The organism is Streptomyces sp. BE20 (assembly GCF_036322525.1).
Classification (GTDB): domain Bacteria; phylum Actinomycetota; class Actinomycetes; order Streptomycetales; family Streptomycetaceae; genus Kitasatospora.
In genome coordinates this window covers 66549-78929 of sequence record NZ_JAQYWW010001022.1, presented here as the reverse complement: position 1 = coordinate 78929, position 12381 = coordinate 66549, and the positions used below count along the sequence as shown (strand labels likewise).

The window sequence follows — 12381 nt, the reverse complement described above, 5'->3', positions numbered from 1 at the left end:
CCTCAGCCCGTCGGGGCGGTGGGCGGGGCGGGAGCCGCGGCGGGCGGAGCGGTGACGGCCGGCGTGGTGGAGCCGGAGCCCGGCCAGGACTCCTCCAGGGTGCCGTCCGCGCGCACCGTGTACCGGGTCGAGGTGGCCGAACCCGTCTGGGCGACCCGCTCCTCGCGGACCAGCGCACCGTTCTCCAGCCGCCAGGTCGCCGTGGCCTGCGGATCCGCGGCCGAGGAACGGGAGGCCAGCGCGACCGGCGCGTCCCCGTTGAAGGAGAACAGCTGGACGAGGTCGACCGGCACCGAGCCCTCGGAGCGGCGCAGCACCACCAGGGCCGCCGGAGCCCCCTTGTACCGCGCCGGGAGTACGGCGCTCAGGACGACCTGGGGTCCGGTCCCCGCGGAGCGGCCGTCGCGCAGGGTGACGGCCGCTCCGCTCGCCGGATCGGGGTAGGCGCGGTTCGGCCAGTCCACGGCGGGCCCGGCGCCCTGTGCCGGGCCCAGCGCGCCCTCGCCGGCCACCGCGCTCGCGCGCGCCGCAGCGGTGAGCGGAGAGGCGGACTGGGCGATGCCGTCGGCGGAGAGGCCGGTGCCGGCCGAGCCCGCCGGGCCCTGGGCGGGGGTCGACGGCGGGGCCGCGCCACCCTGCTGCTCGCCCGCACCCGGCGCCGCCGGGGCCGAGGCCGAGGGCCGCATCCCCTGGTTCTCCCGGTTCTCGCACCCCTGCGCCGCGGCGATGGCGAGTGCGACCCCGACCGTCACGGTGACGAAGACCACGAGGCGCTGCCGGAGCAGCCGCTGCCGGGCCGCACCCGGACGGCCGCCCGGTACGGGTGTGTGCTGCCGGTCCTGGGCCCGCCCGCGCGGCCGGGCCGGCCGCTGGTCCCGCTCCCGCGCGCCGCCGGGTGCACCGGGGCGGCCGGGCGGAGGGGTCTGCTGGCGTTCGCGCATCGGCCGGGTGGCCTGGGCCGCGTCGGGCCGGGGGAGCGGTGCGGTGGCCGCCTGCCCGCCCTGGCCGGGGGCACGTCGCGGCGGCCCGCCGGGGGGTCCGGCGGGCCGGCCCACCGCTCCGGCGCGGGCGCGCGAGGCCGCTGCCGGGTCCGCTGCCCGCCCGGGGGCCGGGACACCGCGCGGGGCGGCGGCCGGTGGTCCCGGCGGGACGCTGCCGGCCGGCCGGGCGGCGGCTCCGGGCCGCCCCTCGGTGCCGCGCGCGGTGAGCGGTCGGGTCGCCCCGGGGGCGGCTGCGGCGGCGCCACCCGGGGCCGCCCCGTTCCGCTCCGCCGCGGCGTCGCGTGCCGTACTGCCGTCGGAGGAGCCGCGGTTCCGTCCGAACGTCCCGCCGGAGGCTCCGCCCGCCGCGGTGCCGCGCGCGGCCAGTTCGCTCAGCCGCTCGTGCAGGGCGGCGGCGCCGGGCCGTTCGGCGGGCTCCTTGGCCAGGCAGGCCCGGATCAGCGGTGCCAGCTGGGGCGGTACCGCGGTGAGGTCGGGTTCCTCGTGGACGACCCGGTAGAGCATGACCTCCGAGGAGGCGCCCGAACCGAACGGGGTGTCGCCGGTGAGCGCGTACGCCAGGGTGGCCCCGAAGGCGAAGACGTCGGTCGCGGGCGTGACGGCGGCCCCCCGGACCTGCTCGGGCGCGAGGAAGCCCGGGGAGCCGACCGCCGTGCCGACGTGGGTCAGGGTGCTGGCCCCGCGGGACCAGGCGATACCGAAGTCGATGATGCGCGGGCCGCGTGGCGAGAGCAGGATGTTGGACGGCTTGAGGTCCCGGTGGACGACCCCGGCCTCGTGCACCTTGACCAGCCCGTCGGCGAGCGCGGCTCCGATCCGGGCCGCTTCGGGCCAGCTCAGCGGTCCGTCGTCGCCGACCCGCTTGTACAGCGACGGCCCGGGGACGTACGCGGTGGCCAGCCAGGGGCGGTCGGCCTCGATGTCGGAGCCCATCACGCGGGCGGTGCAGGCGCCCCGGATCTTGGAGGCGGCGGCGATCTCGCGGGCGAAGCGGGTGCGGAACTCGATGTCCTCGGCCAGTTCGGCCCGGATCAGCTTGAGTGCGACGCGCTGCCCCCGGCGGTCCGAGCCGAGATAGACCACCCCCATCCCACCGGCTCCCAGCCGCCGGTGCAGGCGGTACGGCCCGACGATGCGGGGGTCCTCACGCCTCAGCCGCATCATCGCCATCTTCGTTCCCCGTCAGACCGTGGGTGAGGCCCCGTCGGTTGGGGCGTCGTCAGTTCCTGTCTGGCACAGCTTACGGACTGCCTGCTGCGGTGTGCTGATACGCAACACCTCAAGCCACCGTCCGATAGTCCGATCTTGGACTGACCTCGGGACGCGGCTGCTGAAACGTTTCTCGGGGTCGCCCCTCAGGGTTCCCCCGGGGGTGCGACGGAGGACGTCTCCCCCTGCGGTAGTAGTCCCCAGGTCCGAGCGTCATCCTCCGGGAGGCCCGGAGAACAGTACGACGGCATGACGCCCACCGAACCCCTCGGGCCATAGCGTTGTCCTCAGCGGTGGACGGGGAGCTCGTCCCCCGAGGTAAGCCGTCCACCGCGTCCACCTTCACACAGAACTGCTCACGAATCAGGAGTCAGGGCATGGCAGCGCAGCTCACGGGAACGACCTCCCGCCGCCGTCGGCCGGCCTTCACTCAGCCCCAGGCCGCGGAGCCCACCAGGCACCCGGCCGTGGCGGTGGCCATGGCACTGCCCTGCGCGGTGCTGCTGGTCAGCCTGTTCGGGGGCTGGGAGCAGATGGCGACCCAGGCTCAGGCGGTCGCCGATCTGATCGGCCACTGACCCACCGGCCGGGACCGGTCGGCCTCCGGGCCGGCCCACAGAACGGGCACTGGATCCCCTGGGGACGGGGAGCCGGTGCCGCCGGGGAGGCCGCGACCGCGTTGACACGCGGACGGGCGAGAGCGGTGCGCAGAGCACCCCGGCAGGAGGAGATGCCGCGTACGGACGTCGGTGAGGGCGACCGTACGCGGCTCTTCTGTCTTTCGAGGCTGTCGGCCGACCCCCCGAAGCTTCCCCCGCGTCCGCACGGGACCCGCAGCCGGGCACGTGGTTCGGGCGGTCCGGAGCACGCAAAAGGCAGGGGCCGCGACTCTTCGGAGTCGCGGCCCCTGCCGTTACTGTGCGCGATACTGGGATTGAACCAGTGACCCCTACCGTGTCAAGGTAGTGCTCTCCCGCTGAGCTAATCGCGCCTGGTGCGGCGGTCCTGCAGCAGACCCCGGAGGGCCCGACGTGCGCGATACTGGGATTGAACCAGTGACCCCTACCGTGTCAAGGTAGTGCTCTCCCGCTGAGCTAATCGCGCCTGGTGCGGCGGTCCTGCAGCAGACCCCGGAGGATCCGACGTGCGCGATACTGGGATTGAACCAGTGACCCCTACCGTGTCAAGGTAGTGCTCTCCCGCTGAGCTAATCGCGCGGGGAGGTCACCCGGTGGAACCGGGAGTCCTCTTGGAGGTGGAGACGGGATTTGAACCCGTGTAGACGGCTTTGCAGGCCGTTGCCTCGCCTCTCGGCCACTCCACCAGGCAACACTCGAAGAACGATCTTACACTGTTCTCCATCGAGCGGACGACGAGATTCGAACTCGCGACCCTCACCTTGGCAAGGTGATGCTCTACCAACTGAGCCACGTCCGCCTGTCTCCCGGGATCTTCACCGTTTTTCCCGGCTGCGCTCCCTGGCGACGTGTTGAACTCTAGCGGATTCCCGGGCCAGCTAAAAATCCGTTCCCGCAGCGTGCCGCCGGGGTGCCCGCCGGGCGGCCGCGGGCCGGGCCCGCGCCGACCTCGCGGGACGGCCCCGTCGCGAGGCGAACGGCACCCTGAGTGACACCCGCAGGTCATCCGGCGCACGCCCGCGCGATGCCCGACTCTGCTCACGCCCCCCGACCTACACTTCAGGCACCGCAACCGAGCAAGCCCGTGCAGGAGACCCGTGTCCGGCCACCCCGCCCCCCACACCCCCCTCGCCCGCTTCGGCGGCCGCCTCGCGACCGGGCTGCGCGACGTCACCTCGGATCCGGCGGCCCTCGACTCCGCCGGCTACTGGGCCGTCGTCCACGACTTCGAGGGCCGGCTCACCTGTGCCCGCTTCGACGACGTCCGCCCGGCCCCCGCGCCCCCGTCCGGCGCGGGCTGGCGGGGACCGGCCGCCGACCGCTGGCGCAGCTCGCTCGACCACGCCTCCTACACCGCGGGCGTCCGCCGGATCCGGGAGCACATCGCGGCCGGCGAGGTCTACCAGGCGAACCTCTGCCGCGTGCTGTCCGCGCCGCTGCCGGACCCGGACCGCACCGACGTCGACGCCCTCACCGGCCTGCTCGCGCACGGCAACCCCGCGCCCTACGCCGGCACCGTCCGGCTGCCCGGCCACGGCGTGGAGATCGCCACCGCCTCGCCCGAGCTGTACCTGCGCCGTACCGGCCGCACCGTCTCCTCCGGCCCGATCAAGGGCACCGGCCGCACCGAGGACGACCTCCTCGACAAGGACCACGCCGAGAACGTGATGATCGTCGACCTGGTCCGCAACGACCTCGGACGGGTCTGCGCCACCGGCAGCGTCAGCGTCCCGGACCTCTGCGCCGTCGAGAAGCACCCCGGCCTGGTCCACCTGGTCTCCACCGTCGACGGGACCCTGCGCGAGGACGCCGGCTGGCCCGAACTGCTCTCCGCGACCTTCCCGCCCGGCTCGGTGACCGGGGCCCCCAAGTCCAGCGCCCTGCGCATCATCGAGGCGCTGGAGACCGCCCCGCGCGGCCCCTACTGCGGGGCCGTCGGCTGGGTCGACGCCGACCGCGGCGAGGGCGAACTCGCCGTCGGCATCCGCACCTTCTGGATCGACCGGACCGACCCGGCCGCCCCCGAGCTCCGCTTCGGCACCGGTGCCGGCATCACCTGGGGATCCGACCCCGACCGCGAGTGGGCGGAAACCGAACTGAAGGCCGCCCGCCTGGTCGCGATAGCGTCGGGCACCGACACCCCCACCGACTGAGAGCGGGAACGCCCCGGCGCGGTCTCCGGACCCCGGCCGGAACCGACCCGCCCACGCCCCACCCACGAGGAGCAGCCCTCGATGCAGCACCCCACCACCAGCTGGGTCAACGGGTCCCTCGTCGACTCCGCCGACCCCGCCCTGTCCGTCCTCGACCACGGACTCACCACCGGCGACGGAGTCTTCGAGACCCTGAAGGCCGTCGACGGCCGGGCCTTCGCGCTCACCCGCCACCTCGACCGGCTCACCCGCTCGGCCCGCGGCCTCGGCCTGCCCGATCCCGACCACGACCGGGTCCGCGAGGCCTGCGCCCGGGTCCTCGACGCCAACCCCGTGCCGCTCGGCCGGCTGCGCGTCACCTACACCGGCGGCGTCGCCCCGCTCGGCTCCGAACGCGGCGACGACGCCCCCACCCTGGTCGTCTCCCTCGGCACCGCCGCCCGCCGCCCCGACACCACCGCCGTCGCGGTCGTCCCCTGGCGCCGCAACGAGCACAGTGCCGTCGCCGGTCTGAAGACCACCTCGTACGCCGAGAACGTCGTCGCCCTCGCCGCAGCCCACCGCGCCCGCGCCTCCGAGGCGATCCTCGCCAACACCGCCGGCCGGCTCTGCGAGGGCACCGGGTCCAACGTCTTCGTCGTGCTCGACGGAACCCTGCTCACCCCGCAGCTCTCCTCCGGCTGCCTGGCCGGCATCACCCGCCGGCTCGTCATCGACTGGTGCGGCGCCCAGGAGGCCGAACTGCCGCTCGACGCGCTCCAGCGGGCCGAGGAGGTCTTCCTGACCTCCACCCTGCGCGACGTCCAGGCCGTCACCCGCGTGGACGGCCGCGAACTGGCCGGGCCCGGTCCGGTGACGACCAAGGCCATGGCGGTCTTCGCCGAGCGCAGCGCCGACGACCTGGACCCCTGAGCGCCGCCGGGGCTCCCGGCCCCGCCCACCCCGGCGGGTAGAACACCCGGGCGGCGGGAAGGGACCCCGGCATGACCACCACGCTGCGCCCAGAGGGCCCGGAGACACCCACCGCCGCCGGCGGCCGCACCAGACGCTGGCGGATCTGCGCCAACGGCCGGCCGGTCGGCGCCCTGCGCACCAGCCTCGTTCCGCGCGGCGGGCAACTCTGGGGCGAGATAGCCGAGTTGGAGGTGCATGAAGGGCGCGGGCGGGGGCGCGGAACGTTCGGCGCCCTGGCGGCCGAGGAGGTGCTGCGCGGCTGGGGCTGTACCCGGGTGGACGCCGACATCCCCGAGTCCTCGCAGCTCGCGCGCTCGCTCGCGGTCACCCTCGGCTACAGCGAGCGGATGCGGAACATGGCCAAGCGCCTCACCGCGCCGCCCGCGCTGCCGCCCGGCCTCACCGCGCACCCGATCGGGGCGGAGGAGTTCCCGGACTGGCTCGCGGACGCCAAGGAGGGCTATCTGCGCGACCTGGTCTCGTCCGGTCTCGCGGAGGAGCAGGCCCGCGCCAAGTCCGACGCCGACCACCTGAACCTGCTGCCCCTGGGGGCCGGCACCCCCGGTGTCGCGCTGCGCAGGCTGAGGGGTGCCGGGCCGGACCCGCTGGGCTCGCTCTGGCTGGCCCTGCGGGTCCGCGACCTGTCCGACGGCGCGCCGCTGGCCTGGGTGATGGTGGTCGAGGTGGCCGAGGCCCACCGGGGCCACGGCCACGGCCGGGCGCTGATGCTGCTCGCGGAACGTGAGTGCCTGGCCGCCGGGGTCCGCGACCTGGGGCTGAACGTCTTCAGCGGCAACGAGGTCGCGATCCGGCTCTACGAGTCGCTCGGCTACCGGGTGACCAACCGCGTCTACGGCAAGACGCTGATCTGACGCCGGATCCGCCGACGGGACGTCAGGAGCGCTGCGCCGCCTCGATGACGGCGACGATCCGGTCCAGCAGGCCGTCCTGGCTCCGTCCGCCGTCCAGTCGCTGCCCGGCGATCACGTAGGTCGGCGTGCCCTGCACGCCGATCGCCTTCCCCTCGGCCTGGTCGGCGTCGACGATCAGCATGTGCCGCCCGTCCACCAGCGCGGTGTCCACCTCCTCGGCGTCCACCCCGACCTCCCGCGCCACCTCCAGCAGCACCTCGGTGCCGCGCGACTCCAGCTCCTCGACGCGGGCCAGCAGCGCCTCGACGTACGGCCACCCCAAGCCCTGCGCGAACGCCTCCTCGGCGGCCTCCGCCGCGGCGTAGGCGTGCTTGTGCTTCTCCAGCGGGAAGTGGCGCAGCTCGACGGGGAGCGCGTCGCCGTACCGGGCGCGCAGCGTCCGGACGTCGTCCAGGGCGGTGCGGCAGTCCGGACACTGGAGCTCGCACCAGAACTCGAGACGGGGGAGGGAACCTTCGATCATGCCCCCAGTGTTCCACTAGTGGGCTCCGTGCCGTCCCGGTGGCGGTCGGGCCCGGCCAGACCGGAGCGACGGGAGGTCCGACGAGATGACCAGTTCGACTGACAGGCCGACCGGCCGAGCGGCGCGCGGTGCGCGGGCGGCGGCCGACGACGGGACGCGGCCGTGCTGACGGCGGCGGTGAGCTTCGCGCTGACGGCGGCCGGGGTGGCCGTCGCGGGCCTGCGCGCGTACCGCCGGCGCTTCCTCTCCGCTACCCGTTGGTTCGCGTTCGCGCTGGTGCCGGCCGGTCTCTACCTGACCGGCCTCTTCCCGGTGGCCCGGACCGTCGGCAGCGAGCTGGCGGACTGGGCGACGAAGCTGGTCTTCGACCCCCGGGTCTGGACCGGCGTCGTGCTGCTGGGCGTCTCGGCCGCGCTGCTGGCCACCACCCGTTGGGCGGGCCGTCGCGGCGCCGTCGCCGGGGGCGGGGCGCGTCCGGCGGCCGGTCCGGCTCCCGCACGCCCGGCCGTCGGCGCGAATCCCGGCGGTGTCACGGGCACCGCGCCGTTCGATCCGGCGAGGCAGACCGAGCAGCCGAGGCAGGCCGAGCCGCAGAAGCCGGCGAAGCAGCAGAAGCCGGCGAAACAGGCCAGGCGGGACGACGGGCTCGGGGACTTCTCCGACATCGAGGAGATCCTGCGCCGCCGCGGGATCTGAGCGGAAGCGGCCCGCCCGCGCCGGACCGGGACCCGGTCCGGCGGTTTCGGCCTGCCGTCGGGCCCGTCGCCCGAACCACCGCCTGCCCCGTTCGGGGCCGGGGCCGGCGGTCAGGCCGAGGGCACCGACTCGGCGGACCGCTGGCGCGCCCGGTAGGCGGCGACGTGCAGCCGGTTCCCGCAGGTCCGGCTGTCGCAGTAGCGCCGCGAGCGGTTGCGCGAGAGGTCGACGAAGACCCGTGCGCAGTCCGGTGCCTCGCAGCGGCGCAGCCGCTCGCGTTCGCCGGCGGTGAGGATGAAGGCCAGCGCCATGCCCAGCTCGGCGGCCAGGTGGTCACCGAGCGCGGCGTGCGGCGCGAAGTAGTGGATGTGCCACCCGTGGTGGTCGTGGTTGGTGAGCCGGGGTGTCGTGCCGGCGGCGGCGACCAGGGCGTTCACCAGCTCGGCGGCCTCCTCGGTGGACTCCGTCCCGAAGACCTCGCGCAGCTGCGTCCGCAGCTCGTGCACCCGGCGCAGGTCGCCGTCGGTGAGGGAGTCGACCTCGCTGATCTCCTGGCGGATCACGAAGGCGTCGAGCGCGGCCACGTCGGGCAGCAGCTCGGTGCCGCACACCTCGGGTGCGGTGTTGAGCAGCTCGACGAGGATGCTCAGCGCGCACTCGGTGTCATGGGTGATCAGCACGTGGGGGCTCCTCGCGCGGAGGGGGCCGTCGGCGCCCCGCGACTACGGTCACTCCCAGACCTTACCGGGCCGCGCCGCACACGGTGCCGGCTTCCTTCGAAGGTGCGTACGGATCTCGTCAGTGCGGGCGGAGAGGGCGGGCGGGAGGGGGCCGGGAGCGACCGGCGGCCGGCCCGCCCGGAAGACGCCTGCGCCCGGCAGTGAGGCCGGCCACCCCTGCGGGTGGCCGGCCTCACTGCCGGGCGCCTTCGGTGCTCCGGCCCGCCCCTGATGGGGGCGAATCGTTTCACCGGCCCCGAGACCGCGTCGTGCGCGGCTGAGTTTGCTGCCGTGCCCCCGAGTAGGACGGCTGCGGTGACGGCAGGAGGTACGACCCCGCCGACAGCGGGGCGTGACCGCCTCCGGTCGGGGTCAGCTTTCGGCGAGGATGTGGGACAGCTCCCGGTCGAGGTCGAAGTGACGGTGTTCGGTGCCGGGGGGTACGGCGGCGTCCGTCCGCTTGAGGAACGACTCAAGCGCCCGGGCCGGGGCCTCCAGCAGGGCTTCTCCTTCCGGAGAGCTCAGCGCGATGCAGACCACCCCTTGCCCGTGGCTGCGCGACGGCCAGACCCGGACGTCGCCGGTACCCGTGGGTCGGTGCAGCCCCTCCGCAAGGAGATCTCGGGCGAACACCCACTCCACGGTCTCGTCGGCGCCGGTGTGGAACGTGGCGTGCACGGCATAGGGGTCGGCGGTGTCGTAGCGCAGACCCGCGGGGACGGGCAGTGAGGACTCGCTGGACACGATGAGGCGCAGGTGCAGCTCGCAGCTGACCGTGGTGTTCATAAGCGCCATGGCCTTTCGCTCAGTGTGCGCTCGGGGAATCGCACGTCGGCGAACGGACCATCCCACCTCCAAGACCGATGTAAACCCCTCTGTCCCGATTCGGGCGCGAGTCGTACCCCTTACGGCGCATTGCGGAATCGCCACAGAGTGCCCCGCAGGGCATTACCGGCCCGCTTCTCGGTTAGTTTCCTGGCATGACTGTGCGAAGCGACAAGGCACGCGGTGACGCGGGCGGGAACACGGGAACGGGGGATGTGATCGTGCCGGACGACACGGGGGTGCCGACGGGGTCGGGGAACGACGACGAGGACGGCGACGGTGGGGGTACGGGGGCGGACGCGGACGGTGGCCGGCCGCTGGGCTCACGCGCGCCGCACTTCATCCGCCGCTCCCGCCCGCTGCACCTGAGCTGGCAGGTGGCCGTCTTCCTGATCGGCCTCGCGGTGGTGGTGCTCGGCGTGATCATGCTGCCGCTGCCCGGGCCCGGCTGGGTGGTCATCTTCCTGGGCATGGGCATCTGGGCGACCGAGTTCGTCTGGGCCCAGCTGGCGCTGCGCTGGACCCGGCGGAAGGTGGCCGAGGCGGCCCAGAAGGCCCTGGACCCGCGGGTCCGCCGCCGCAACATCACGCTCACGGTGATCGGCCTGACGGTGATCGCCGGGATCGGCGGCTGGTACCTGTGGAAGTACGGGCTGGTCATGCCCTGGAAGATCGACGAGGACTGAGCGGGGGTCCGTCGCGGACCGGGTGCGGACCGTGTGCGGTCCGGCCGGGGAGCGGGGGCCGGCCGGTGCGCCGTCCGGGTGAGGCGGCCGTTCCGGGGGCCGGGGCGAGCGTGTTCGGACCACCCCGTGGGATGCGGTAATGTTTTCCCTGCACCCGGGCGATTAGCTCAGCGGGAGAGCACTTCGTTCACACCGAAGGGGTCACTGGTTCGATCCCAGTATCGCCCACCGGAATGCATTGTGATATGTGAGGCCCAGTCGATTATCGGCTGGGCCTCACATGTATTTCCACAATCCGGTGAACGTCATCCGGGAATGAACTGAGGCGCAGTCATCTTCCGTGCGGAGTGCGAGTTCTGCGGATGTGTCGACCGGCACCCCGGGGAAGCGAGTTGTACCGCACCCCCCGAATGGTGCTACAGTTCTTCTCGTTGCCCGGGCGATTAGCTCAGCGGGAGAGCACTTCGTTCACACCGAAGGGGTCACTGGTTCGATCCCAGTATCGCCCACCGGACAGCATGCAGGCCCCGACCGGAGACCGGTCGGGGCCTGCGGCGTTCGCGCGCACACCGAACGCCGGGCGCCCGGACCGGCCCCGCCGCGCTACGCCGCCATCTCGCACCTGTGGTCCGGGGACAGCCGTCGCCCGCATCCGCACCGGGCCGGCCGCAGCGGCCAGGACAGGTCCACCCGCTCGTCCGCCCCCGACCGGTCGAACCACGCCTGCAACCCCCGGGCCTGTGCCGCGTGCCAGACCGCCTGCCGCAGGTGCAGCTCCGCCACCGTCAGCCCGCCCAGCGCGGCCGGATGGCGCGCACCGATCGTCCGGACCACCGCCAGCGTCGCCGCCGCGTCCGCCGCCGCGTCGTGCGCCCCGGCCAGCCGCACCCCGTAGTGCGCGCACAGGTCGGTCAGCGTCCGGCGGCCCTTGCGGTACCGGTCCACGTGCTTGTCCAGCACCCGGGGATCCAGTATCAGCAGGCCGGCCGGGCCCACCGCGTCCGTCAGCGTGACCCCGCGGTGCCGGCGCAACTCCCGGTCGAGCAGGGTCAGATCGTAGGGCGCGTTCATCACCGCGACCGGGCGGCCGGCCCGGGCCTGCGCCGCCAGTGCGGCGGCGATCTCCGCCACCACCGTCCGCGCCGGGCGGCCGAACGCCCGGACCCGTTCGTCGGTGATGCCGTGCACCGCGCGGGCACCGTCCGGTATCGGCACGCCGGGGTCGGCCAGCCAGGTGGTCGCCTGCGGGGCGGCGCCCGGGGCGAGTTGGACCACCAGGGCGGCCGACACGATGCGGTCGGTCTCGACGTCCACGCCGGTGGTCTCGGTGTCGAAGGAGGCGATCGGGCCGGTGAACCAGTGCTGCTGCATGACTGCCCCTCGGATACAGCGCGTTCCCGCCCTGGTGATACCCGCTCCTGACGTCCCCTCAACCGTTTGGCGCACCACCGGCCGGGCACCCTGCCGACAGGTGCCCTGTTCGAATCGGGACGGGCCCGGGGGGACGGGGGGAGGAACCCGGCGATGGCACTGACCCAGCCGCAGCCCGACGAGGCGGAGGCCGCCCTGCGGGGCAACCTGGCGGTGACCGCCTGCATGGAGACCCTGCAGGTCGGCTACCTGCACGCGGTCGCCGCCGCGGCCGGCTGCTCGCTCTCCCAGCCGTTCCCCGACAACGGCATCGACTGGCAGGTCAGTCACGGCTCCCGGGTCCACGAGATCGACGACGAGGTGACCGTCAAGATCCAGCTGAAGGCCACCCAGCAGATCGCCCCCGATCCGCGCGGCCCGTACTTCAGCTTCACCCTCGACAACGACCACCTGCGCAAGCTCGCCCGCCCCCGGGTCGCGGTGCCCCGCATCCTCGTCGTGATGCTGCTGCCCCGCCGGGTCGACCACTGGCTCGCGGCCCGGCCGGACGCGCTGGAGCTGCGGCACTGCTGCTACTGGGTCAACCTGGCCGGCCACCCGGTCACCGGGCAGCGCCGGACCAACGTCCGGGTACCCACCGCGAAGGTCTTCGACGACCGCGCACTGTGCGACATCATGGCCAGGGTCGGCGCGGGCGGCAGCCCGTGACGGCCCGGCCCCCGGCCGGGAGGAGC

The 12381-nt window shown here is 74.0% G+C and carries 12 protein-coding genes and 7 tRNA genes; 9 read left to right on the top strand and 10 right to left on the bottom strand.

Translation table 11 applies throughout. The features are described 5' to 3' along the window. Positions 1-2: 2 nt before the first annotated feature. A complete protein-coding gene (locus PUR61_RS28365) occupies positions 3-2171 on the bottom strand; it encodes a serine/threonine-protein kinase (RefSeq protein ID WP_329882285.1) in 2169 nt (722 codons plus the stop codon). 416 nt (positions 2172-2587) lie between these two features. Between PUR61_RS28365 and PUR61_RS28360 the strand changes: the two genes are divergently transcribed. Next, positions 2588-2788, top strand: coding sequence for a hypothetical protein (locus PUR61_RS28360; protein ID WP_329882283.1), 201 nt, complete (start codon positions 2588-2590; stop codon positions 2786-2788). 341 nt (positions 2789-3129) lie between these two features. Here PUR61_RS28360 and PUR61_RS28355 read toward each other — a convergent pair. The 5 genes from PUR61_RS28355 to PUR61_RS28335 form a co-directional block, all read right to left on the bottom strand. Then, positions 3130-3201 (bottom strand) — tRNA-Val (locus PUR61_RS28355). 41 nt (positions 3202-3242) lie between these two features. Then, positions 3243-3314: transfer RNA gene (locus tag PUR61_RS28350), tRNA-Val, on the bottom strand. A 41-nt stretch (positions 3315-3355) separates the two neighbouring features. Continuing rightward, positions 3356-3427, bottom strand: a tRNA-Val gene (locus tag PUR61_RS28345). Between the two features lie 33 nt (positions 3428-3460). Beyond that, a tRNA-Cys gene (locus PUR61_RS28340) sits at positions 3461-3534 on the bottom strand. Positions 3535-3574: 40 nt separating this feature from the next. Then, positions 3575-3647 (bottom strand) — tRNA-Gly (locus tag PUR61_RS28335). A 298-nt stretch (positions 3648-3945) separates the two neighbouring features. Here PUR61_RS28335 and PUR61_RS28330 point away from each other — a divergent pair. From PUR61_RS28330 to PUR61_RS28320, 3 genes are all read left to right on the top strand, one after another. Next, a complete protein-coding gene (locus PUR61_RS28330; RefSeq protein WP_329882282.1) occupies positions 3946-5001 on the top strand; it encodes a chorismate-binding protein in 1056 nt (351 codons plus the stop codon). Between the two features lie 81 nt (positions 5002-5082). Next, the gene (locus tag PUR61_RS28325; protein WP_329882281.1) at positions 5083-5913 is read left to right on the top strand and encodes an aminotransferase class IV; all 831 of its coding nucleotides are present in this window, start codon (positions 5083-5085) and stop codon (positions 5911-5913) included. Between the two features lie 71 nt (positions 5914-5984). Then, positions 5985-6827, top strand: a complete 843-nt coding sequence (locus PUR61_RS28320; RefSeq protein WP_329882280.1) for a GNAT family N-acetyltransferase — start codon at positions 5985-5987, stop codon at positions 6825-6827. Between the two features lie 22 nt (positions 6828-6849). Here PUR61_RS28320 and PUR61_RS28315 read toward each other — a convergent pair whose 3' ends face one another. Beyond that, the gene (locus PUR61_RS28315) at positions 6850-7350 is read right to left on the bottom strand and encodes a DsbA family protein (protein WP_329882279.1); all 501 of its coding nucleotides are present in this window, start codon (positions 7348-7350) and stop codon (positions 6850-6852) included. A 162-nt stretch (positions 7351-7512) separates the two neighbouring features. On the opposite strand from PUR61_RS28315, the gene PUR61_RS28310 reads away from it, so the two are divergent. Next, positions 7513-8046 (top strand): hypothetical protein, encoded by a 534-nt coding sequence (locus tag PUR61_RS28310; protein WP_329882278.1) that lies wholly within the window; start codon positions 7513-7515, stop codon positions 8044-8046. A gap of 110 nt (positions 8047-8156) precedes the next feature. Here the strand turns inward: PUR61_RS28310 and PUR61_RS28305 are convergent, their stop codons facing one another. Together PUR61_RS28305 and PUR61_RS28300 are read right to left on the bottom strand one after the other, a co-directional pair. Further along, complete coding sequence (locus PUR61_RS28305; protein ID WP_329882277.1) at positions 8157-8726, bottom strand: CGNR zinc finger domain-containing protein; 570 nt, start codon at positions 8724-8726, stop codon at positions 8157-8159. A 411-nt stretch (positions 8727-9137) separates the two neighbouring features. Continuing rightward, positions 9138-9551, bottom strand: coding sequence for an SsgA family sporulation/cell division regulator (locus tag PUR61_RS28300; RefSeq protein ID WP_030056266.1), 414 nt, complete (start codon positions 9549-9551; stop codon positions 9138-9140). Between the two features lie 194 nt (positions 9552-9745). Here PUR61_RS28300 and PUR61_RS28295 point away from each other — a divergent pair, with 194 nt between their 5' ends. The 3 genes from PUR61_RS28295 (at position 9746) to PUR61_RS28285 (ending at position 10785) form a co-directional block, all read left to right on the top strand. Then, entirely contained in the window at positions 9746-10276 is a 531-nt protein-coding gene (locus PUR61_RS28295; RefSeq protein ID WP_329882276.1) for a TIGR02611 family protein, read from the top strand. 156 nt (positions 10277-10432) lie between these two features. Beyond that, positions 10433-10504, top strand: a tRNA-Val gene (locus tag PUR61_RS28290). Between the two features lie 209 nt (positions 10505-10713). After that, a tRNA-Val gene (locus tag PUR61_RS28285) sits at positions 10714-10785 on the top strand. Positions 10786-10879: 94 nt separating this feature from the next. Here the strand turns inward: PUR61_RS28285 and PUR61_RS28280 are convergent. After that, complete coding sequence (locus PUR61_RS28280) at positions 10880-11647, bottom strand: exonuclease domain-containing protein (RefSeq protein ID WP_329882275.1); 768 nt, start codon at positions 11645-11647, stop codon at positions 10880-10882. A 153-nt stretch (positions 11648-11800) separates the two neighbouring features. On the opposite strand from PUR61_RS28280, the gene PUR61_RS28275 reads away from it, so the two are divergent. Then, complete coding sequence (locus tag PUR61_RS28275; RefSeq protein ID WP_329882274.1) at positions 11801-12355, top strand: DUF4365 domain-containing protein; 555 nt, start codon at positions 11801-11803, stop codon at positions 12353-12355. Positions 12356-12381: the final 26 nt, after the last annotated feature.

Excerpts from the sequence above, each read along its gene's own strand:
- PUR61_RS28365 (WP_329882285.1), bottom strand. The coding sequence starts at position 2,171 with ATGGCGATGATGCGGCTGAGGCGTGAGGACCCCCGCATCGTCGGGCCG.
- PUR61_RS28360 (WP_329882283.1), top strand. The coding sequence starts at position 2,588 with ATGGCAGCGCAGCTCACGGGAACGACCTCCCGCCGCCGTCGGCCGGCC.
- PUR61_RS28325 (WP_329882281.1), top strand. The coding sequence starts at position 5,083 with ATGCAGCACCCCACCACCAGCTGGGTCAACGGGTCCCTCGTCGACTCC.
- PUR61_RS28320 (WP_329882280.1), top strand. The coding sequence starts at position 5,985 with ATGACCACCACGCTGCGCCCAGAGGGCCCGGAGACACCCACCGCCGCC.
- PUR61_RS28315 (WP_329882279.1), bottom strand. The coding sequence starts at position 7,350 with ATGATCGAAGGTTCCCTCCCCCGTCTCGAGTTCTGGTGCGAGCTCCAG.
- PUR61_RS28300 (WP_030056266.1), bottom strand. The coding sequence starts at position 9,551 with ATGAACACCACGGTCAGCTGCGAGCTGCACCTGCGCCTCATCGTGTCC.
- PUR61_RS28295 (WP_329882276.1), top strand. The coding sequence starts at position 9,746 with ATGACTGTGCGAAGCGACAAGGCACGCGGTGACGCGGGCGGGAACACG.
- PUR61_RS28280 (WP_329882275.1), bottom strand. The coding sequence starts at position 11,647 with ATGCAGCAGCACTGGTTCACCGGCCCGATCGCCTCCTTCGACACCGAG.
- PUR61_RS28275 (WP_329882274.1), top strand. The coding sequence starts at position 11,801 with ATGGCACTGACCCAGCCGCAGCCCGACGAGGCGGAGGCCGCCCTGCGG.